Here is a 19,638-nt window from a genome sequence, read left to right as displayed (position 1 = left end):
CGGTTGCGCTTATTTTTTAAGCCACTGGTCAGTTTTTCGCCCCGGTGTTTCGCTCCGGGATTGAAGCCCCCCGCTGCGCGCGGCTAGGGTCGAGGCCGACCCGGAGGATTTCATGCTCGACACGCCCCATGCCAGTGATGCCGCCCGCTTGCAGCGCGTGCGCGGGCGTGCCCATGTGGTGATGGGGGCGCGGGGACTGAAGGATTTGTATCAACAGGGCTCCGCCAAGGCGATGTTACCGAAGGTGCACAGCGCCGTTCCTGAGGTGGTTTTTCTCAATACATCCGGGGGGTTGACCGCCGGGGACCGGCTGGATTACCGGCTTGAGGTCGAAGCAAACGGGGCGCTGATCGGCACGACGCAGACCGCCGAGCGCGCTTATGCCTCTGTCGCGGGTGGGGCGGATGCCGAAGTGTCCGTGAGCCTCCATGCCGGGGCGGGGGCGCGGCTCGACTGGTTGCCGCAGGAGACGATCCTGTTCGAGACCGCGCGGCTGACGCGCCGGACGACGGCGGAGATCGCGGGCGATGCGCATTTTTTGTTCTCCGAGATGGTGGTTCTGGGACGCGCGGCGATGGGGGAGACCATCGAGACGCTGCACCTGTCGGATCGCCGGGAAATTCATCGGGCCGGACGGCTGGAATTCATCGAACCGCTGGAGATCGACGCCGGGCTTTTGGCGCTCCGGGACAATCCGGCGCTTTTGTCGGGGGCGCGGGCGATTGCCACCGTGGGGCTGTTCGCACCGGGGGCGGAAGCGCTTGCCGATCTGGTCAAACCGATACAGCATGAGAACGTCTCCGCCGGGGTGTCCGGCTGGAACGGCAAGCTGGTGATCCGGGCGATGGCACCCGATGGCTATCCTCTGCGCCGCTATGTGGCACAGGTTTTGAAGACGATCAGACAGGCGGATTTGCCGCGTGTCTGGCAAATGTGACAGCGAGGGACGGGAATGAACCTGACGCCGAGAGAAAAAGACAAGCTGCTGGTCTCGGTCGCAGCCATGGTGGCGCGCAATCGGTTGGAACGCGGTGTAAAGCTGAACCACCCGGAGGCGATCGCGCTGATCACCGATTTCGTGGTCGAGGGCGCGCGCGACGGCAAGATGGTGTCGGAACTGATGCAGGCCGCGGCGCATGTGATCACCAAGGATCAGTGTATGTCCGGCGTGCCGGAGATGATCCACGAAGTGCAGGTGGAGGCGACCTTCCCGGACGGGACGAAACTTGTGACCGTGCACCACCCGATCCGTTGACTTGAGTATTTGGACCATCAGAAAGCAGGAGGCGCGCCGATGATACCCGGTGAGTATTTCATTCAGGACGGCGAGATCGAGCTGAACGCGGGGGCGGAAGTGACGACGATCACCGTGTCCAACACCGGCGACCGCCCGGTGCAGGTCGGCTCGCATTACCATTTCTATGAGACCAACGCGGGGTTGGCGTTCGACCGTGCGGCGGCGAAGGGCAAGCGCCTCGATATTGCCGCAGGCACGGCCGTGCGGTTCGAGCCGGGGCAGACGCGGGAGGTCGATCTTGTGCCTCTGGCGGGTGCGCGCGAGGTGTACGGGTTCAACCAGAAGATCATGGGTAAGCTGTGATCCGGTTTGTACTCATGTCGCTGGCCGTTCTGGGGTCTCCCGTTCTGGCGCAGGAGGCCGAGGTCGATTGTGCAAATGCGATGACCCAGATGGATATGAACATCTGTGCCGGGCGCGATTACAGGGCGGCGGATGAGGATCTGAACCTGGCCTATCAGAACGCCATTGCGGTGGCGAAAGAGTGGGATCTGGGCCTGTCGGAGGACCTGCGCGGTGCCGAGGATACGCTGCGCGAGGCGCAGCGGGCGTGGCTCCCCTATCGCGACAAGGTCTGTGAAGCGACCGGATTTCTGGTGCGCGGCGGTTCGATGGAACCGATGATCGTGGCGCGCTGTCTTGAGACTGTCACACGGCGGCGGACCGAAGACATCCGCGCCGTTTACGAGATGAACTGAGAGGGACAAGATGCCTGCAAAAATCTCCCGCGCCACTTATGCCGACATGTTCGGTCCGACCACCGGCGACAAGGTTCGGCTGGCCGATACCGATCTGATCATCGAGGTTGAGCGTGACCTGACCTCAGAGCTTGCGGGCCGGGGCAGGAATGCTCCGCTTTATGGCGAGGAGGTCAAATTCGGCGGGGGCAAGGTCATTCGCGACGGTATGGGCCAGTCACAGAAAAGCCGCGCCGAGGGTGCCGTCGATACGGTGATCACCAATGCGCTGATCCTCGACGTGACCGGGATTTACAAGGCCGACATCGGGTTGAAGGACGGGCGGATCGCGGGCATCGGCAAGGCCGGAAACCCGGATACCCAGCCGGGTGTCGATATCATCGTCGGGCCGGGCACAGAGGCGATTGCGGGCGAGGGGCGGATCATCACGGCGGGGGGCTTTGACAGCCATATTCACTTCATTTGTCCGCAGCAGATCGAGGATGCGCTGCATTCCGGGCTGACCTGTATGCTGGGCGGCGGCACGGGGCCGGCGCATGGCACGCTCGCGACGACCTGTACGCCGGGGCCCTGGCATCTCGGGCGGATGTTGCAGGCACTGGACGGTGTGCCGATGAACATCGCGCTCGCGGGCAAGGGCAATGCCTCGCAACCCGGTGCGCTTGTCGAGATGGTCAAGGCGGGGGCGGCGGCGCTTAAGCTGCATGAGGATTGGGGGACGACGCCCGGCGCGATTGATTGTTGCCTCTCGGTGGCCGATGACATGGATGTGCAGGTGATGATCCACACGGATACGCTCAACGAGAGCGGGTTCGTGGAAAACACACTGGCGGCCATCAAGGGCCGGACGATCCACGCCTATCACACCGAAGGCGCGGGTGGCGGCCATGCGCCGGACATCATCAAGGTGGTGGGGCATGAGAACATCCTGCCCTCGTCGACGAACCCGACGCGGCCCTTTACCCAGAACACTCTGGAAGAGCATCTCGACATGCTCATGGTCTGTCACCACCTCGACAAGTCGATCCCCGAAGACGTAGCCTTTGCCGAAAGCCGCATTCGCAAGGAGACGATTGCGGCGGAAGACATTCTGCATGACATGGGGGCGTTTTCGGTGATTTCGTCGGACAGTCAGGCGATGGGCCGTGTGGGCGAGGTGATCATCCGCACATGGCAAACCGCTGATAAAATGAAGAAACAGCGCGGGCGCCTGTCGGATGAGACCGGCGACAATGACAATGTACGGGTCAAGCGCTATGTCGCGAAATACACGATCAACCCGGCGATTGCGCATGGCATGAGCCAGCATATCGGCTCCATCGAAGTGGGCAAACGCGCGGATCTGGTGATCTGGTCGCCGGCGTTTTTCGGCGTGAAGCCTGAGATGGTTTTGCTGGGCGGCTCGATTGCCGTGGCGCAGATGGGTGATCCGAACGCCTCGATCCCGACTCCGCAGCCGGTTTACACGCGACCGATGTTCGGGGCGATGGGACGCGCTGTGGAAAACTCTGCCGTGCTCTTCGTGTCCCAGGCGGCACAGACCGATGGCATCGGCAAGCAGCTCGGTCTCGCCAAGCAGACGCTCGCGGTGGAGAACACCCGCAACATCGGCAAATCCTCCATGGTGATGAACAACGCGACGCCCGAGATCGAGGTGAACCCTGAGACCTATGAGGTGCGGGCCAATGGAGAGCTTTTGACCTGTGAACCGGCGACCGAATTGCCGATGGCGCAGAGGTACTTCCTGTTCTGATACGGAAGGCGGCGTAACTGCCCAGAAAACATGCAAGCCCCGTCTTCGATCCGGCGGGTGTTGCATCAAGCTTCGGTCGCGCGCAGGGTTCAATTGTTTGTTCAGATAATTCCTGTAGCCTGAAAGCACAGGGAGGAAACCCGTATCAAAGAGGTTTCCATGCAGCATGTTGCCAATATCGCAATCCTGACGCCCTGTTTGCGGGCGCGGCTCGATCTGTTTTTCGCCACGCTGGGGCAGGGGGTGAACGCCTATGCCGTGCGCCGCAAACGGCTTGGGGAACTGGCCCGGCTCGATGCACTGAGCGATGAGGAATTGCTGGCCATGGGCATCACCCGTGATCGCATCCCGCATTACGTGTTCCGGGATCTGTTTTGCGTCTGACGGACGTGCTGACCGCGACGGTTCCGACGCCGTGTGCGGCGGGTGTGGACGAAGCTTCGTTGCCGTTTGGGCCGCGTTCAGTAAGGCAGGATTTCGGCCCGTGATTGCGGCCTGCGATTTAAGGGCGTGAAAGCAGCGGCATGATCTGAGGTGCGTTGAGCGCGGCGGGCAAGGCGTCGTCCTCACGCTCTTCGATGCGGATCGAAGTGACCTGTTTGGTCGCGTAATAGAGATCGTCGCCGAGCGTGTCGGGCGGCAGTTTCGAAATGTCGAAGACCTGATAGGCGGTGTGGGACACCACGAGGTCACAGGTCAGGCCGTGATACCGACCGGAGGCGCAGGAGGAGATGAAACCGGCTTCGAGCGCGGCCTCGCGAGCGCGCAGTTCCGCGATTTTGCGGCGCAGGCGGGCCAGCTCATCAACGGGAGAGAGGGACATATCCATGGTCTTTTTCCTTCTGGAGAAAGGGGTTGGAATAGGGGGATGTCAACCGTCACCTCCGATCGCGAGGCGGCGACTTGAAAAGGCGGCGGGCAGGGTGTCGTCATCTGCGATGCCATCCTGTCCGAAACCGAGATCGGCTTCGGCTTCGAGCGTGCGGGCCAGATCGAGCGCGTCGGGCAGGGTGGCCGGGGGGAGCGGCGCGTCGGCATCCGCCTGCATCCGGGCCAGGATCTCTTCCTGAAGCCCGGCGAGAGGTTGCAAATCGGCATGTCCCGTGGGGCGCAGGTCACGCGGGGTTGCGCCCTCGGTCGCATCTGCCGCCTCAACCGGGGGGAGCTCCGGGCTTGCCGCGCGCGGCGATGCCGATTTCAGTCCGAAGGGATCTTCGGCCTGCACGAAAGGATCGGAAGCGCAGAGCGTTTCGGGGACGAGCGTCGCGCTGATCGCCGGTTCTTCCGAGCTTCCCGGATCGGCGATGAACGCGGCAGGGGAGGTGTCGTCGATGATGTCGTCGACTGCATCCTCCGCAGCCATCTCCGCGCCGGATTCCGAAGTCTCGAGCGTGTGGTTCGATGCGCCGTCTTTCGGGCCGAGGGGGGCGCCGATGGTGCGTATGATGGCAGGGTTTGCGTCCGGTGCTTCCGCAAGATGCCCTGCGACTTCGGCGACCGGACTGTCCGGCTCCGCGAGCCTCGCGACGGTGTCCGACGGGTCCTTGATGACCTCCGCCGCGAGGTCGTGGGACGTGGCGGGCTGGTCGCTCATCGGCTCCGCCACTTCTTGCGCTGTCTGCTCCGTGTCGGTCTCCATGGCCGGGTCGAAGAGGCTTTCTGAGCGGGTGATAAACGGGAGGTCGCCGGGGGGCGTGTCAGCGTCCCCGGCGTCGAGGCCAGCGCGGCTCATGTCGTCGGACACAGGCTGTGTCGCCAGGGAGCCCGTGGCGCGCGGCGCCAGAAGGACAACGGTTTCCTCGGATACGCGGAACATATCCGGGTTCAGCAGCGACTCCTGTGGCAGATATTCGGGCGCGATGCGACGGGGGCGACGGGTTTCGATCACCGCCATGCGCCCGGCGCCAAGCACTTTGTCACAGCCCTGCTCACTGGCAAAGGTCAGAATTTCATCACATAATTCCGCTTCAAGCTCCCGCAGCCGGGCAATTTCGGCGCGCAGCGTGAAAAGTGCGTCGACGGCCTCGAAAGGGGCGTCGGGGGTGCTATGATCGAATGACGAAAGACGCATGGGCAGGATCTCCTTGCCTTACATTTGGGGGCGAGTCGGTTAAGAAAGTCCCAATTCCCGGCAGGAGGATGAGAAATGAGCGGTTTGAAAGCCTATGAACTCAGCGAAGCTGGTGCCGCGGCGGCCACGGATCACGTTGCGCTGACCTATGATCAGCGGCTTCTGCGGCGCAAGAAACTGGTGACCGAGGGCGGTCTGACGGTGTTCGTCGATCTGCCGCAGACGGTGTCGATCGGCGAGGGCGACGGCTTTCTCTGCGAAGACGGCACGGTGATCGGGGTGCGGGCCGCCGAGGAAGAGCTTTATGCGGTGACCGGCGAGACGGTGACGCGCTATGTCTGGCACATCGGCAACCGGCATACGCCTTGTGAAATTGCCGCCGACAGGTTGGTGATCCAACGCGATCCGGTTTTGAAAGCGATGCTGGAACAGCTTGGCGCGCAAGTCACTGAGATCGTGGCGCCGTTCACGCCGGAGGGCGGGGCCTATGGCCACGGCCGGACGATGGGTCATGATCATGGGGGGCATGATAACGGGCACAGCCATGCCCACGGGCATTCTCATGGACATGACCATTCCCATGACCACCATCACGCGCATGATCATGAATACCACCATCATCATGATTGAGCGAACATGACGGACCGCGCGCTTCTGACGCTGACGCAATGGCTCTCGCCCGCTTTCCCGCTGGGCGGGTTCGCCTATTCGCATGGGCTGGAACTGGCGATCAGCGACGGGCAGGTGCGCGATGCGACCGGGCTTCGGGGCTGGCTCGACGCGGTCTTGACCCGTGGCGGCGGACGGGCGGATGCCTGGCTGTTATCCATGGTGCTGCACGGCGCGGATGCCGATGAGATGGCGGTACTGGCGGAGGCTCTGGCGGGGTCGAAAGAGCGCTGGGCGGAGACATTTGAACAGGGTACAGCCTTTGCGCGCACGGTGGCGGAGATGGGCGGCCCCAAGCGCCCGGCGCGGGCGTTGCCGGTGGCGGTGGGCGAGGCGGCGCGCGGTCTCGGGCTTTCTGAAAAAACGGTGATCTCGCTTTACCTTCATAGCTTTACCTCGAATCTTGTGTCCGCAGGTGTGCGATTCATTCCGCTCGGGCAAGCGGCGGGGCAAAGCGTGCTCTCAGAGCTGCACGAGCGGATCGACAGGGTGGCGGAAGAGGCGCTGGGCGCGACGGTCGACGGGCTGTCGACGGGCGCGTTTGCCGCCGATCTCAACGCGGCGCGTCATGAGGACATGGATGTGCGGATTTTCAAGACATAACAGGAGGCAGACATGGCATCACCGAACGGGGCGTTGCGCGTTGGCATTGGCGGGCCGGTGGGCGCGGGGAAAACGACGCTGACCGGGGCGCTGGCGAAGGCGCTGTCGGAGAAGTATTCCATCGCGGTCATCACCAATGACATCTATACGCGCGAGGATGCCGAGGCTCTGATGCGCCAACAAATCCTGCCGATGGAGCGCATTCGCGGCGTGGAAACCGGCGGCTGTCCGCATACGGCGATCCGCGAAGATGCCTCGATCAACTTGGCCGCCGTGGCCGACCTGTCGGAAAAATTTCCCGATCTGGACGTGATCCTGATCGAGAGTGGCGGCGATAATTTGGCGGCGACGTTTTCGCCGGAACTGGCGGATCTGACGATCTATGTGATCGACACGGCGGCCGGACAGGACATTCCGCGCAAACGCGGGCCGGGAGTGACGCGCTCCGATCTTCTGGTCGTCAACAAGGTGGATCTGGCGCCTTATGTGGGGGTCGACCGGGCGTTGCTCGAGGAAGACACCAAGCGGGCGCGGGGCCAAGGCACCTATGTCATGGCGGCGCTGCGCCATGGCGAAGGGGTGGACGAGATCGTGCGGTTCGTCGAGGAGGAAGGTGGCCTCGGTTAAGGCCAACCTCTGAGACAACGGCGGTCTTTTGAGAGACCGCCGGGCTCCGTCAGGCGTTTTCCTGAAACGGCGTTTCCAGCTCGGGCAGGGTGATGTTGCGCTCCTCGAGCACTTCGAGCGCGATGTCATAGGCCTTACGGAAGCGCGGGGCGTATTTGCGGTTGCGCAGCACATGGCGGCACAGCAGCGCGGTCTGATAGGGCCGGGCTTTGGGAGCGCTTTCGGCCAGGAGCCGGCGCAGATAGCCGAGGTGATTGCGGCGTTTGCGCAACGCACGGGTGATGGCGCGCTGATCTAGCTTGCCATCAATCGCGGCCTCGAGGATCGGGGCGAGCGCGCCCATTTCGAGCATCTCGAATTCCGGGTCGGTGCCGAACAGGCGGCAGGGAATGCGGTTGACATGCGGCTGGTTGAACAGCGCGGCATGCATCGCATCTTCGCTCACCCGCGGGTCATAGAGCACAAAGGCCTTCTCCGCCCCGTCGACCATGTCGGGGGCGAAACCGTAGCGGCTGGTGAAATCCATCCGGCGGGTTTTCGGGAAACGCCGGTCCCAGCTTGCCAGACGCCCGTCGAGCGTGGCTTGCGGCGCGATGGCGATGACGGTCGTACCGGGGGCGACGACGGAATAGGCCGCCGCGGCATAGCCACAGGCGCCTGCGCCGTAGAACACGACCTGATCGAAATCCTCGAAGAAGCCGTCGTCCACAAGGCGGTCGAAATAGCGGTAGATGTTTTTCGAGCGGAACCAGCGGTCTTTCGGGTCGAGATCGTTGGCCATGAGCGTCAGCGAGGACCAGCCATGCCGGGCGGCGAGCATCATGCCCGTGGGATAGCCCTTGTCATTGCGCTCGGTCGCCTGTTCGAACGTGTCGAAACTGACCAGGAGGCGAGGTTTTTCGTCGAGGAAGGCGGCGGCGAAGCGGTCGCCAAGCGGTTCGTAATAACCGTGTTCTTCACAGAATTCCTCAAGCGCCTCGGCCCATTCGTCACGGGGCAGATCGGAAATGTCCTGAACGTCGCGGATGGCGGTCTGTAGCGCGGTCTCGGCTTGGCTCATAAGACGTCTCCTCATGCTCGTGGCCCCGGTCTCTGCGAGGGCTTTGCGCGGTCGTTAAAAGGCCCTCTGTCAGCCCCATGGTGCCGGACCGGTGATCCGGGGCTCTGGGGCAGGAGAAGGCCGAAATGGTTACTGTTGCATTATCCAAACTAGCACTTTCGACGGCGAGGGAAAGGAATTCCTCTGTCTTTCGCGCGACTGTTACCGGTTGCGAAACGATGTGCGATTTTCGGGCAGTTTGGTCGCCTGGCGTCGGAAATTGTGACGAAATTGGACAGGGTGGAACGGGCATCCGTTTAGCGCATGCCGCCCGGGGCGACTCGGCTTTTGGCTGGCTGATTCCAGGCCCCGTTTCCGGAATTCTACAGGGGGCGACAGAATACAGAAATCCCAGAAATGGGCTCCAACCCAACCTGCGCCGTTCGGTAGAAACCGGCTCAGGAAACGGGGTTCAGGACAGATGTCTTGCAGCAGATGGCCTTAGCCGAGAATGATGCCGATGGTCACCGCACCGAGCCCCATGGCGGAGACCAGAAGCGCCACCAGATTAAGGGCCACGACCTTTTGCAGGCGGGCGCGAATGTCCTCGTCGGAGCCGCCGAGTTTCCTGGCTTTCATCGCCGCGACGATGCAATAGACCAAGAGGCCCACGCCGATCAGCGTCAACACCACGCCGCCCCAGATCAATGCGCCCATGTTCATCTCCCATGCTTGTCGGCCATCCTTCGGGACCGCCTAACGCCTCGGGTCGCGTCAGGCAAGCACGGAAGCGCGCAGAGGCGTTTCCGAGACTTGCCTCACCGTCATCGGACGGGTAGGGATCGGGGCAGATAAGAGCATAAAATCCGAGGAAGGTTTCTATCATGATGGACGACGATATCGAATCCGGCCACAGCTCCGGCCCCGACGCCTCCTACCGCGTCACCGCGGACGAGCTGCGCCAGTTTGTCGAGCGTTTCGAGCGGCTTGAGCTTGAGAAAAAGGACATCGCCGATCAGCAGAAAGAGGTGATGGCCGAAGCCAAAGGGCGCGGTTACGACACCAAGGCGATGCGCAAACTCATTGCGCTGCGCAAGAAGACCGCCGACGAGATCGCCGAGGAAGAGGCGATCCTTGAAATGTATCGGGAAGCTCTGGGCATGCGCTGAGGCGCCTGTTCCGAGGTTCCGTCATGGCCTCCCGACTTGGTCAACGTCTCGGTCACCGCATCGCGCTGTCGCTGATCGCGCTGGTGCTGGGCTTTGGCCTCGGGCTTGTGATGCTTGGGCTGTCCCCGGTTGTGGCCGGGGTCTGTCCGGGCTGTTTCGGGTTTAAAAAGATCGCGCCGGAGGTCTATTCCGAACTGACCGGCCCGACTACCTCGGACGAGATGCTGCGCCGTCTCGTCTTTGCCGAAGCGCGCGTCGAAGCCGCCTTTGGGCCGCAGGAGCGGCCGCGCATGCTGATCTGTTACACCGAGACCTGCAACAAGGTCATGGGGGGCATGGAGGTGCGCGCGATGGCCTATGGCAGTCATCTGTTCTACCTCACGCCTAAGGGGCATGACACGGAGATCATCGCCCATGAGCTGACCCATGTGGCGCTGCATCGCCAGATCGGGCTCAAGGCACAGGCGCGGTTTCCGGCTTGGGTCGATGAGGGGATTGCCACCTATGTGTCGCGCGACCCGCGTTTCGATCTGAACCCGGAGAGTTGCGATCCGGGGCAGGGGGCGTTGCCCGAGAAAGCGCATGACTGGCGGCATTCCATGGGCGCGCGCGATGCGAGTTTCTATGCCGAGGCCGGATGCCGCGTGGCGCGCTGGCTCAAGGCGTATCCGGTGAGCGGGATCGAGGGGCTGGTGGGAGCGTATGTTCCGGAGTGAGGGGGACCTCAAGGCGCGATAAAGCGCACGCCCTGCATGGCTTCGATCCGCTCCAAGTCTTCCTCATAGGCCTCGGTCAGCCGTTCGACGAGGGCTTCGTCCCAGCCGGGCACCTCGATCTCTTCTTCCAAAGCGTCTTCGTCGACATATTTGTCGAGAAAGGCCTGAAGGATGCGGCGGCGCTGTTCTTCGGTCTGGGGTTTGTGGGTGTGCAGATAGGTGCGCAGCCGCTTCATGCCCTCGCGCTTCATGATGGTGGCAAGAATGTCGAGCCCGCCCGACATCGGCACCATCGGGCCGACTCCGGTCATGTCGCGCATCACCTGTGCCCAGGTCAGGGGCGTGTCCTCGAAGGCGAAACAGGTCACGGACGTATCCGGGCAGACGGTCCGGATGCGGGTCAGAAGCCCGGACCAGCGCAGCGTGTCGAGATTGATCCCTGACAGGAAGCTTTGGAAACTGGTGTTCGGGCCGCAATAGGAGAACGCCTCCGGGATGAAGGTCGCCGGGTTACGGACGCCGATGAAGAATTCCATCTGATGGTCGGCAAAAGTGTTGCGCAGCCAGGGGAGTTTGAAATCCGCCTTGCTGTAGAACTGCCCCTTCTCGAAGATGAGCGGGTGCATGCAGATCACATCCTCGTAGGACAGCACCATGCGGGTGCAATCGTCCATATCGAGCATCTGATCGAGCAGCATTTCCTGCGTTTCGGGGCTGGCACGGTTGTTTTTGACCTTTTTCATGATCTGCGGCAGCACATCGCGGTAATGCGAGGGCGGCGGCACCGCCACGCCATGCTCGGCCAGCACTGTCTTGTTCTTGAGAAGCCCGCGCATGAGCTGCGCGCCATTGGTGCAATGGGCGCCGATATGCATGGAGATGATCATGGGCTCTGTCGGTCCTGTCTCTGTTCTTATGCCGTGCCTGATTTTGCGGCGGCGCGTTAGCGTTAATATAACCGGTTTTGCCGGTAGGGAAACCGGATTCGCCCTGAGGTCCGCACGGCAAAATAGCCACGATCCCTTGGATTTTGCGGCGAAACTGGGCTTCACGTCCTGTCGGAAAGGCAGTAAGCCGGAAGAATGACCGACCAAATGACTCAGCCTCCGGCCTGCGATGCCCGCCCGAACGCCCGTCACCACGGGCTCGCGCGCGTGGCGCGCCTGTCGCCCTGGTCGGTCGGGGCCTTTGTCATCGCGGCTCTGGTGCTGATGCCGCTGATCTCCGTGGTCTGGATCGCGTTCCACCCGAGCGTGAACATCTGGCCGCATCTTCTGGCCACCACCCTGCCGCGTTACATGCTGACCACGGCGCTTCTGGCCTTTGGTGTCGCGCTTCTGGCCGCCTGTGTCGGCACCGGTGCCGCCTGGCTCGTGACCATGTATCGCTTTCCCTTCTCGCGCGCGTTTGAATGGCTGTTGCTTCTGCCCTTGGCGATCCCGGCCTATGTCGGTGCCTATGCCCTGGTCGATTTTCTCGAATATGCCGGGCCGGTGCAGACCCTGATGCGCGAGCTGTTCGGCTGGCAGACCTCGCGCGATTATTGGTTCCCGGAGGTGCGTTCTCTGGGCTTTTCGATCATCGTTCTGGCCGCCGCTCTTACGCCCTATGTGTTTCTCATGACCCGCGCGGCGTTTCGCGAGCAATCCGGCTCGGTCTATGAAACCGCCCGCGCATTGGGGGCGGGGCCGTTCGAACGCTTCTGGCGCGTGGGCTTGCCGCTTGCGCGCCCGGCGATTGCGGCGGGGACTGCCATCGTGATGATGGAGACCGTGTCGGATTACGGCACGGTGAGTTATTTCTCGGTGCAGACCCTGACCACCGGGATTTTCTCGACCTGGCTCGAAGGCGGCAACGCCGGCGGTGCGGCGCAGATCGCCTCCGTGGTGCTGGTCGTCGTGTTCCTTCTGGTCGCACTGGAGAAATCTTCGCGCGGGCGGGCGCGCTATTCGCAAGGCGCGCGTCAGGCCCGACCGATTTCGCCGATCCGGCTGACGGGCTGGCAGGGGTTGCTGGCACTGGCGCTCTGTGTCGTGCCCTTCGCGGTGGGGTTCATCCTGCCCGTCGGCGTTATCCTGCACCATGCGCTGGGCGAGCTGGAGCAATGGCTGGAGCCCGGGCTTTTGCAGGCTTTGACCAACACGCTGACCGTGGCAGGTTCCGCCGCGATCCTCACGGTTATTGCCGCGCTCTTCATGGTGTACGGCGTGCGGCTCACCGGGCGCAAACTGCCGCGTCTGGTGCTGCCCTTCACCACGCTGGGCTATGCTGCGCCGGGAGCGGTTCTGGGTATCGGCATCCTGTTTCCGCTCGCCGGTCTCGATCACATTCTGGCCGACGGCATCGCGGCGCTGACCGGACGCGATCCGGGTCTTTTGATGACCGGCACGGCCTTTGCCATCGTCTTTGCCTATGTCGTGCGCTTCTTTGCCATTGCCCAAGGCGCGACCGATGCCGCTCTGGGCCGGGTGGCGCCCTCGCTGCCGATGGCGGCACGCTCGCTTGGGCAGACGCTTGGCGGCACGCTACGCCGGGTCTATGTGCCCCTGATCCGCGGTTCGGTCGGCACGGCGCTTTTGCTGGTCTTCGTCGATTGCGTCAAGGAACTGCCCGCGACGCTGCTGCTGCGGCCGTTTAACTACAACACGCTGGCGACGCGGGTGTTCGAGAAAGCCTCGCTCGAACAGCTCGAAGCGGCCTCTCCCGCAGCCCTTCTGGTGATTTCCGTCGGGCTGGTGGCGGTGCTTCTGCTCGCGCGGTCCGAGAATGCCTCGGACCTGACGTAAGCGGTCATTAAGCAAGTTGTAACCCAATCCTGCTTTGCTCATGCCATGTTCGTGCGGAGTAAGCCGAGGGGGTCGGGCGTGTCAGATCTCTATTGAGCCTTGCGGTTGGCCTGATTTTCCGGGCCTCTGCCCTGACAGTTTCGATCGGCGGAACGTGCCGGGCCCACAGAGGCCTGATCTCCTGTATGGCGACCGCGCACCAGGCATTCGATGCCACACGCCGTGCCGGCGGAAATCGGGTGGTACTGGAGAGGGCGCTGGCTGAAAGAACGACAAATCGCTTGCGCGTCCCTGGTTGCACGCTTAAATGGACGCCTGAATGCCCCTATAGCTCAGCTGGTAGAGCAACTGATTTGTAATCAGTAGGTCCGCGGTTCGAGTCCGTGTGGGGGCACCATTTTTATCAATAAAATCAATAAATTGATGGCCTTCGCCGAGTTCGCGTTTGTTCCGTTTTGAAAAACGGAAGCAATACGGAAGCACGCGGAGGGGAGAATCTGTGTGTGGCTTGGGGGCAACGGCGCTGAGGGGGTCGAGGGCAGGTCAAATGAAGTGGCCTCAATGCCTAGACCACTTCAGAAGAAAGCTGTCACAGAGATTGCGAATGTCGAGCGTGCGACAAGACCGCTTTGACGTCACGAACGTCCGAACGCGGCCTCTTCTGCATATTCAATCGTACGAGGTATTCGGCTTACCACGCCGGGGCGGGTCTCGCATAAGCGCGTCGAACATGCGCAGTTTCTGGGCATCCGTGAGGGTGGCCCGGTGCGCCTTCGCTACCTCTAGCAACGTGTCGTAAGCCTGCCGGTGGAACCCGGCAAACTCTATCAGCACGTCAAGGTCGGAGGCGTCGGGGTTGACCTGCCATAAGAACGCGGCAAGGTCTTCCGGCGTCGGATACGGGTCTTTCCAACTGAAAGGTTTGTCGGTGGTGAAATTCATCTTAACCAAAGCGCACCACCTTTCCGCTTTCCTGCTCCGCGCCGGTCAGGTGCGCGGCCCACGCCTCCATAATCGGGCGTCGGCGCTCAATGGCCTGTCCGCGCCGGTATGCACCCTCAACCCCGCCGACGGTGTGCGCCAAAACCATTTCGGCCAGTTCGCGCGGGTACTCGGTCATATCGCCAGCCCAGTCGCGGAACGTACTGCGCAGGCCATGCGGCACCGCCGGGGCTTTGCTCGTTTCGTCAATCCAGCCGACCCCGTCTTGTTCCAGCTTGGCGGCGTGCATTCGGCGCATGGTGGCGCTCAAGGTCATGTCGGAAAGCTCACCGCCACGCGGTGCCGGGAACACAAGCGGATTGCCCTGCATGCGGGGCAGGGCTTTCAGGAGGTCGAGGGCAACCGTGGGGAGGGGCACAGTGTGCGCCTGACGCATTTTCATGCGCTCCGCCGGTATCTCCCAAACGCCCGCGTCGAGGTCTATCTCCTCCCATGTGGCCCCGCGCACGTTGCCAGAGCGCACGGCGGTTAGGGCCAGGAACTCCAAGGCGCGCGACCCCATGCCTGCGCATTGGCGAAGTTCAGCGAACCATTCAGCCGCCCGCGCGATGGGCACCGCAGGCATGTTGCGCACGTCGCGCACCGCCTTGGCCGGGGGCAGGACCGCCGCCAAGTTGCCGACCCATCGAGCAGGGTTGTCTCCCTTGCGGTAGCCCCTCACGATTGCCGACGCGATAATCAACTCCATGCGCGAACGTACCCGACCGGCGGTTTCGTTCTTGGTGTCCCAAAGCGGCTGAATGATCTTTAGCACGTCTTGCACGGTGATTTCGTCCACCGGCATTTTGCCAATCACGGGGAAGGCGTACCGGCGCACAGGCGACTCCCATTGCATCTGTGCTTTGTATGTTTTGAACGTGGCGCGCTTAATGTCCACATAGTCATCCAGCGCCTTTTCGAAGGTGTAAGCCTTGGCGTCTGCCTCGCGCGCTTTGGCGGCGTTCTTGGCTCGGGTCTCTTCCTTCTCAGCCTTGGTGTCGATGCCAAGCTGCGCCTTGGCGCGCTGTTCCTTGGCTTTGTCCTTGGCGTCTTTGAGGCCGTATTCCGGGTATCCGCCTAGTCCAAGCTCGCGGCTCTTACCATTCACTGACACGCGAAGGAGCCAGCTCTTGCTCCCTTTCGGTGTGATTTGGATGTATAGGCCGGGCACGCCTTCCACGCCGTAGCGCTCGGGCTTGTTATTGGCACCCGTGTGGGGCAGGGCGTCCAGTTGCTTGACGGTGGAGAGTTTGGGTTTCGCCATGGGTAGCTCCGCTCTGTGATTCTACCCACTTTTTAGTAATCGAACTTTTGGAAAGCAACTCCTTACCCATTTTCTACCCCAGATTTTTGCTGCGCTTGGCTGCAAACGGCTGCGCAGGGTTGCGCACGGTTTTTTAGTTTATATATTGTAAGTGTTTGAACTGGTGTAATTAATTGCGCATGGTTGAGCGTGGTCGCTTATGATCTATGGCAAAGTGTGGGGGCACCATTTTTCACTTAAAAAATCAACATCTTGCGAGACATCGTCGCGTTCGCGTTTGCTCCGTTTTGAAAAACGGAAGCAATACGGAAGCACGCGGCGGGAAGAATCTCGGTGTGGCGAGAGGGCAACGGTAGTTTTCATACCCGGCCACTTACTGGCTCCATGCGTTTGACCCAACCAAGGCTGAATCAGATGTAGTGGCACACCGCTGGACACAGCATGAAGCACAAAGCTATGCTCCAGAAGTCGCGGGCGTTGGGTTTCGTGCAGTACCATGTGACGGGCCGGGGCCCGCTTTGCAGAACGAAACGATAGCCCTGTTCGCCCTGTCGATCCGGCGCTACAAAGCCCTATGAGTATCGCGTTTGCCACCGTCCAACAGTTCCTTGATGCACCGTTCGACACGGTGATCGACGTGCGTGCGCCGTCCGAGTTTGCTGAGGACCATGTGCCCGGCGCGATCAACCTGCCGGTGCTTTCGGATGTCGAACGGGCCGAGGTCGGGACGGTCTACAAACAATCGCCCTTTCTGGCGCGAAAGCTCGGTGCGGCTCTGGTGGCGCGCAACGCCGCCGATCATATCGAGGGGCCGCTGGCCGACAAGGAGGGCGGCTGGCAGCCGCTGGTCTATTGCTGGCGCGGCGGGCAGAGGTCGAATTCCTTTGCCATCATCCTGCGCCAGATCGGCTGGCGGGTGGAGGTGGTCGAGGGCGGGTACAAGAGCTGGCGCAAGGCGGTGATCGGCATGTTGTACGACGCGCCGCTGCCGCATCGTTTCGTGCTGATCGACGGTAATACCGGTACGGCCAAGACCGATCTGTTGCAGCGGGTGGCGGCGCGGGGCGGGCAGGTGCTCGATCTCGAAGGCATTGCCAATCACCGCGGCTCGATCTTTGGCGGCATGGGCGATCAACCGGCGCAGAAAGGCTTTGAGAGCCGGCTTGCGGCGGCGCTTGCGCGGCTCGACCCCGCGAGGCCGCTGCTGGTGGAGGCGGAAAGCTCGCGGATCGGCGAGCTGTCGGTGCCGCCTGCGCTCTGGGCGGCGATGTGCGCCGCACCGCGCATCGAGGTGAGCGCGCAATTGAGCGCCCGGGCGCGCTATCTTGCCGAGGCCTACGCGGATCTTGTCGAAGATGCCGAGCTGATGGCGGCGCGGCTCGATCAGCTTGTTCCCTTGCAAGGCCATGCGCGGGTCGATGCTTGGCGGGAGATGGCGGCGCGGGGCGATGTCGTCGAACTGGCGGCGGCGCTCATGGCGCAGCATTACGATCCACGCTACGAGAAAGCCCGCGCCCGCCATGCGCCCGAGATGCTGGCACATGTCGATCTCGGCGATATGAGCGTAGCCGCGCGCGAAGATGCGGCGGCGGGCATTACACGCTTTATGGAACAGCTCTAAAGCGTCACGCCTTTAATCAGAAAAAGGCAGGGCGCGTGTCAGGCTTATATCTTGTACTGCGGTCCGCCAAAATCTGTGTCTCAGCTTTTTGGCGGACCGCCTTAAGCATCGATCGTGAGCCGCACGGGGCCTTTGGTGATCTCCCCGATCAGGGCGGCCTCGTAGCCTGCCGCCCGAAGCGCCGTCACGCATTTCTCCGCCCGCATCGGTGACAGACAGGCCAGAAGCCCACCGGCGGTTTGCGGGTCGAACAGGAGATCGGCCAGCGCCCCTTCCGGGCCCTGATATTCTGCGGTATAGGCGCGGTTCGCGGTGTAGATCGTCGAACGCATGCCTGTCATGGATTGCTCCAAAGCACCGGGCAGCAGTGGCACATCGTCGAGCCGGAGCACCGCGCCGACTTCCGAGGCGCGACAGATACCCAAGAGATGCCCCGCCAGGCCGAAGCCGGTGACATCGGTCATCGCATGGGCATTGCCCAAAATGCGCGCCGCCTCGCCGGAACTTTGAACCATTGAGGCATAGGCGGCCTCCATGTCGCGCCCGCTGGCCTTCATCTCCATCTCTGCGGCGAGCATCACGCCGGTGCCCAGAGGTTTGGTCAGGATGAGCCGATCGCCGGGGCGGGCGCCCTTGAGTGTGATCGGCTGATCCAGCAGGCCGGTGACGGTGAAGCCGACGGAGAACTCGGATCCCATCGCGGTGTGCCCGCCGATGATCTCCGCGCCTTCCTCGGTGAAGACATCGCGCGCGGCCTGCATGATTTCCGCCAGCCAGCCCTCCTGCAACGCCGCGCTCATTTTCGGTAGGGTGACGGTCATGAGGGCAGCCTGAGGCGAGGCCCCCATGGCCCAGACATCGCCGAGCGCATGGATCGCGGTGATCCGCGTCATCAGCACCGGGTCCTCGACAAAGGCGCGCAGGTGATCGACAGAGGCCACCTGCCAGGTGTCGCCATGGGTCAGGAGGGCGGCGTCGTCGCCCGCCAGATGCAGCACGTCACGCCGCTCCACACCCGGTTGGTCGCGCAGCACACGGGAAAGGATATCGCCGCCCACCTTGGCGCCACAGGCGCCGCACATCGGTTTCTTGTCCTCGACCTCTTCGCGCAGCCCTTCGGCCACCTGTGCGGGCAGGGCTGGGGGCGTCATCGGGGTCAATTCCTTGAGTTTCTGCATGAATTTCCGGTCGATCCGGTCTTTCCAGCGCCACATCAGCGGGCCGGATGTCACAAGCCCCGCCTTGTCGGCGAGTGCGGATTGGCCCCCCAAAGAGATCAGTTTGAGATAGTCCTTTTGCGGTTTGTAAGGACGCAGGCGTACTCCGGGGCCCTCGCTCAGACAGGCGCGCAGGTTGTCGAACAGCACCGGGGCCTCGCGCACCGCATAGACGCCCGCCTTGGGGCGTGGATCGAAGCCGAGATGGGCACAATCTCCCGCCGCGAAAATGCGCGGGTCGGAGGATTGCAGCGTCGGGCCGACGGTGACGAAGCCGTCGTGCAGATCGAGGCCGGTGTCGGCGAGCCAATCATAGGGCCGCGCGCCCGCCGTGCCGAGGGTGAAGAAACTGTCGAGCGCACTGCCATCGGAAAAGCGGACCCGATCCGCTTCGACCCGGGCGACCTCGGCTTGCGGGCGCAAGGTGACGCGCAAATCGGCGAGGGTTTTGAGCAGGCGGTGCCGGGTCGGCGCGCGCATCTCGGAAAGGATTTCGCCCCGGTCGATGAGCGTGATCTCTATCTGCGGCAGATCGCCCAGACGATGCGCCATGGCCGCGGCGAGTTCCGCGCCCGCGACCCCGCCCCCGATCACCGCCATATGGGGCAGGACCTCACCCTGACGCGCGGCGGTCTGAAACGCGTCCCACCGGGTCGCAAAGCGCTCGAGCGGTTTGGCTGGCACGCCGAACTCGGAAAACCCGTCCAGATCGGGCATGGCGGAGGTGATGCCTATGTCGATGGAGGCATAATCGTAGCGGATCGGCGGGTGGCCTTCGACATGCACCAGACGGGCGTCGCGGTCGATCCCGGTGGCCCGACCGAGGAGCACCCGCGCACCAGCAAAACGCGCCAGTCGCACCAGATCGAGCTCCAACTCTTCGCGTTGGTAATGCCCGGCCACAAACCCCGGCAACATGCCGGAATAGGCCGCCACCGCGCCCGGGTTGATCACCGTCACGCGCACGCCGGGCAGGGGCTTCATCCCCCAGCGTTTCAGGATCAGCGCATGGCTGTGTCCGCCGCCGATGAGGACCAGTTCTCGGGTGAGGGGAAGCTCATGCATCTCTCGGCTCCGTATCGGGCAATGTCCCGCGAAACCTGCCGCGAAGCGCGCGGCTTGGCAAG

At 62.7% G+C, this 19,638-nt stretch carries 21 protein-coding genes and 1 tRNA gene; 14 read left to right on the top strand and 8 right to left on the bottom strand.

Annotation, left to right across the window (positions count from 1 at the left end):
- Positions 1–112 precede the first annotated feature (112 nt).
- From CEW89_RS07280 to CEW89_RS07255, 6 genes are all read left to right on the top strand, one after another.
- Positions 113–937 carry an urease accessory protein UreD gene (locus CEW89_RS07280; protein WP_096805443.1) on the top strand — a complete coding sequence of 275 codons (825 nt, stop codon included), beginning with the start codon at positions 113–115 and terminating at the stop codon, positions 935–937.
- Positions 938–952: 15 nt separating this feature from the next.
- Complete coding sequence (locus CEW89_RS07275) at positions 953–1,255, top strand: urease subunit gamma (protein WP_096805442.1); 303 nt, start codon at positions 953–955, stop codon at positions 1,253–1,255.
- 39 nt (positions 1,256–1,294) lie between these two features.
- Positions 1,295–1,600 carry an urease subunit beta gene (locus tag CEW89_RS07270; protein ID WP_066703976.1) on the top strand — a complete coding sequence of 102 codons (306 nt, stop codon included), beginning with the start codon at positions 1,295–1,297 and terminating at the stop codon, positions 1,598–1,600.
- Positions 1,597–1,995, top strand: coding sequence for a lysozyme inhibitor LprI family protein (locus CEW89_RS07265; protein WP_238379697.1), 399 nt, complete (start codon positions 1,597–1,599; stop codon positions 1,993–1,995). Before CEW89_RS07270 ends, CEW89_RS07265 begins: the two co-directional genes overlap by 4 nt.
- A 10-nt stretch (positions 1,996–2,005) precedes the next feature.
- Positions 2,006–3,748 carry an urease subunit alpha gene (gene ureC, locus CEW89_RS07260; protein ID WP_096805441.1) on the top strand — a complete coding sequence of 581 codons (1,743 nt, stop codon included), beginning with the start codon at positions 2,006–2,008 and terminating at the stop codon, positions 3,746–3,748.
- A 159-nt stretch (positions 3,749–3,907) separates the two neighbouring features.
- Positions 3,908–4,132: a hypothetical protein gene (locus tag CEW89_RS07255; protein ID WP_096805440.1), complete on the top strand. Its 225-nt coding sequence runs from the start codon at positions 3,908–3,910 to the stop codon at positions 4,130–4,132.
- A 118-nt stretch (positions 4,133–4,250) separates the two neighbouring features.
- Here the strand turns inward: CEW89_RS07255 and CEW89_RS07250 are convergent, their stop codons facing one another.
- Both CEW89_RS07250 and CEW89_RS07245 read right to left on the bottom strand, forming a co-directional pair.
- Positions 4,251–4,577 carry a hypothetical protein gene (locus tag CEW89_RS07250; protein ID WP_096805439.1) on the bottom strand — a complete coding sequence of 109 codons (327 nt, stop codon included), beginning with the start codon at positions 4,575–4,577 and terminating at the stop codon, positions 4,251–4,253.
- A 42-nt stretch (positions 4,578–4,619) separates the two neighbouring features.
- A complete protein-coding gene (locus CEW89_RS07245; RefSeq protein ID WP_096805438.1) occupies positions 4,620–5,819 on the bottom strand; it encodes a hypothetical protein in 1,200 nt (399 codons plus the stop codon).
- A 75-nt stretch (positions 5,820–5,894) separates the two neighbouring features.
- On the opposite strand from CEW89_RS07245, the gene CEW89_RS07240 reads away from it, so the two are divergent.
- From CEW89_RS07240 to ureG, 3 genes are read left to right on the top strand one after another with little or no spacing between them, the layout of a single operon-like run.
- Entirely contained in the window at positions 5,895–6,449 is a 555-nt protein-coding gene (locus CEW89_RS07240; protein WP_096805437.1) for an urease accessory protein UreE, read from the top strand.
- Positions 6,450–6,455: 6 nt separating this feature from the next.
- Positions 6,456–7,091, top strand: coding sequence for an urease accessory protein UreF (locus CEW89_RS07235; RefSeq protein ID WP_096805436.1), 636 nt, complete (start codon positions 6,456–6,458; stop codon positions 7,089–7,091).
- Positions 7,092–7,103: 12 nt separating this feature from the next.
- Entirely contained in the window at positions 7,104–7,718 is a 615-nt protein-coding gene (gene ureG, locus CEW89_RS07230; RefSeq protein WP_096805435.1) for an urease accessory protein UreG, read from the top strand.
- 49 nt (positions 7,719–7,767) lie between these two features.
- On the opposite strand, the gene CEW89_RS07225 is transcribed toward ureG, so the two are convergent.
- Positions 7,768–8,778, bottom strand: coding sequence for a phosphoadenosine phosphosulfate reductase (locus tag CEW89_RS07225; protein ID WP_096805434.1), 1,011 nt, complete (start codon positions 8,776–8,778; stop codon positions 7,768–7,770).
- Between the two features lie 480 nt (positions 8,779–9,258).
- A complete protein-coding gene (locus CEW89_RS07220) occupies positions 9,259–9,474 on the bottom strand; it encodes a hypothetical protein (protein ID WP_066704475.1) in 216 nt (71 codons plus the stop codon).
- Between the two features lie 170 nt (positions 9,475–9,644).
- Between CEW89_RS07220 and CEW89_RS07215 the strand changes: the two genes are divergently transcribed.
- Complete coding sequence (locus tag CEW89_RS07215; RefSeq protein ID WP_066704474.1) at positions 9,645–9,926, top strand: DUF2312 domain-containing protein; 282 nt, start codon at positions 9,645–9,647, stop codon at positions 9,924–9,926.
- Between the two features lie 23 nt (positions 9,927–9,949).
- Complete coding sequence (locus tag CEW89_RS07210; RefSeq protein WP_096805433.1) at positions 9,950–10,642, top strand: hypothetical protein; 693 nt, start codon at positions 9,950–9,952, stop codon at positions 10,640–10,642.
- A gap of 8 nt (positions 10,643–10,650) precedes the next feature.
- Here the strand turns inward: CEW89_RS07210 and CEW89_RS07205 are convergent, their stop codons facing one another.
- Entirely contained in the window at positions 10,651–11,529 is an 879-nt protein-coding gene (locus CEW89_RS07205; RefSeq protein WP_066703935.1) for a hypothetical protein, read from the bottom strand.
- A 207-nt stretch (positions 11,530–11,736) separates the two neighbouring features.
- Here CEW89_RS07205 and CEW89_RS07200 point away from each other — a divergent pair, with 207 nt between their 5' ends.
- Together CEW89_RS07200 and CEW89_RS07195 are read left to right on the top strand one after the other, a co-directional pair.
- Entirely contained in the window at positions 11,737–13,428 is a 1,692-nt protein-coding gene (locus tag CEW89_RS07200; RefSeq protein ID WP_081423797.1) for an ABC transporter permease, read from the top strand.
- A 321-nt stretch (positions 13,429–13,749) separates the two neighbouring features.
- Positions 13,750–13,825: transfer RNA gene (locus CEW89_RS07195), tRNA-Thr, on the top strand.
- A 272-nt stretch (positions 13,826–14,097) separates the two neighbouring features.
- Here CEW89_RS07195 and CEW89_RS07190 read toward each other — a convergent pair.
- Together CEW89_RS07190 and CEW89_RS07185 are read right to left on the bottom strand one after the other, a co-directional pair.
- Entirely contained in the window at positions 14,098–14,379 is a 282-nt protein-coding gene (locus CEW89_RS07190; protein WP_157779779.1) for a hypothetical protein, read from the bottom strand.
- The gene (locus tag CEW89_RS07185; RefSeq protein ID WP_096805431.1) at positions 14,372–15,673 is read right to left on the bottom strand and encodes a tyrosine-type recombinase/integrase; all 1,302 of its coding nucleotides are present in this window, start codon (positions 15,671–15,673) and stop codon (positions 14,372–14,374) included. Before CEW89_RS07185 ends, CEW89_RS07190 begins: the two co-directional genes overlap by 8 nt.
- Before the next feature lie 574 nt (positions 15,674–16,247).
- On the opposite strand from CEW89_RS07185, the gene mnmH reads away from it, so the two are divergent.
- Positions 16,248–17,294 carry a tRNA 2-selenouridine(34) synthase MnmH gene (gene mnmH / locus CEW89_RS07180; RefSeq protein WP_096805430.1) on the top strand — a complete coding sequence of 349 codons (1,047 nt, stop codon included), beginning with the start codon at positions 16,248–16,250 and terminating at the stop codon, positions 17,292–17,294.
- A 101-nt stretch (positions 17,295–17,395) separates the two neighbouring features.
- Here the strand turns inward: mnmH and selD are convergent, their stop codons facing one another.
- Complete coding sequence (gene selD / locus CEW89_RS07175) at positions 17,396–19,576, bottom strand: selenide, water dikinase SelD (RefSeq protein ID WP_096805429.1); 2,181 nt, start codon at positions 19,574–19,576, stop codon at positions 17,396–17,398.
- Positions 19,577–19,638: the final 62 nt, after the last annotated feature.

Origin of the sequence: Celeribacter ethanolicus (genome assembly GCF_002407265.1) — a bacterium.
In the GTDB taxonomy this organism is placed as follows: domain Bacteria; phylum Pseudomonadota; class Alphaproteobacteria; order Rhodobacterales; family Rhodobacteraceae; genus Celeribacter; species Celeribacter ethanolicus.
This window is presented reverse-complemented; position numbering and strand designations above follow the sequence as displayed.

Excerpts from the sequence above, each read along its gene's own strand:
- CEW89_RS07280 (WP_096805443.1), top strand. The coding sequence starts at position 113 with ATGCTCGACACGCCCCATGCCAGTGATGCCGCCCGCTTGCAGCGCGTG.
- CEW89_RS07275 (WP_096805442.1), top strand. The coding sequence starts at position 953 with ATGAACCTGACGCCGAGAGAAAAAGACAAGCTGCTGGTCTCGGTCGCA.
- CEW89_RS07270 (WP_066703976.1), top strand. The coding sequence starts at position 1,295 with ATGATACCCGGTGAGTATTTCATTCAGGACGGCGAGATCGAGCTGAAC.
- ureC (WP_096805441.1), top strand. The coding sequence starts at position 2,006 with ATGCCTGCAAAAATCTCCCGCGCCACTTATGCCGACATGTTCGGTCCG.
- CEW89_RS07255 (WP_096805440.1), top strand. The coding sequence starts at position 3,908 with ATGCAGCATGTTGCCAATATCGCAATCCTGACGCCCTGTTTGCGGGCG.
- CEW89_RS07250 (WP_096805439.1), bottom strand. The coding sequence starts at position 4,577 with ATGGATATGTCCCTCTCTCCCGTTGATGAGCTGGCCCGCCTGCGCCGC.
- CEW89_RS07245 (WP_096805438.1), bottom strand. The coding sequence starts at position 5,819 with ATGCGTCTTTCGTCATTCGATCATAGCACCCCCGACGCCCCTTTCGAG.
- CEW89_RS07240 (WP_096805437.1), top strand. The coding sequence starts at position 5,895 with ATGAGCGGTTTGAAAGCCTATGAACTCAGCGAAGCTGGTGCCGCGGCG.
- CEW89_RS07235 (WP_096805436.1), top strand. The coding sequence starts at position 6,456 with ATGACGGACCGCGCGCTTCTGACGCTGACGCAATGGCTCTCGCCCGCT.
- ureG (WP_096805435.1), top strand. The coding sequence starts at position 7,104 with ATGGCATCACCGAACGGGGCGTTGCGCGTTGGCATTGGCGGGCCGGTG.
- CEW89_RS07225 (WP_096805434.1), bottom strand. The coding sequence starts at position 8,778 with ATGAGCCAAGCCGAGACCGCGCTACAGACCGCCATCCGCGACGTTCAG.
- CEW89_RS07220 (WP_066704475.1), bottom strand. The coding sequence starts at position 9,474 with ATGGGCGCATTGATCTGGGGCGGCGTGGTGTTGACGCTGATCGGCGTG.
- CEW89_RS07215 (WP_066704474.1), top strand. The coding sequence starts at position 9,645 with ATGGACGACGATATCGAATCCGGCCACAGCTCCGGCCCCGACGCCTCC.
- CEW89_RS07210 (WP_096805433.1), top strand. The coding sequence starts at position 9,950 with ATGGCCTCCCGACTTGGTCAACGTCTCGGTCACCGCATCGCGCTGTCG.
- CEW89_RS07205 (WP_066703935.1), bottom strand. The coding sequence starts at position 11,529 with ATGATCATCTCCATGCATATCGGCGCCCATTGCACCAATGGCGCGCAG.
- CEW89_RS07200 (WP_081423797.1), top strand. The coding sequence starts at position 11,737 with ATGACTCAGCCTCCGGCCTGCGATGCCCGCCCGAACGCCCGTCACCAC.
- CEW89_RS07185 (WP_096805431.1), bottom strand. The coding sequence starts at position 15,673 with ATGGCGAAACCCAAACTCTCCACCGTCAAGCAACTGGACGCCCTGCCC.
- mnmH (WP_096805430.1), top strand. The coding sequence starts at position 16,248 with ATGAGTATCGCGTTTGCCACCGTCCAACAGTTCCTTGATGCACCGTTC.
- selD (WP_096805429.1), bottom strand. The coding sequence starts at position 19,576 with ATGCATGAGCTTCCCCTCACCCGAGAACTGGTCCTCATCGGCGGCGGA.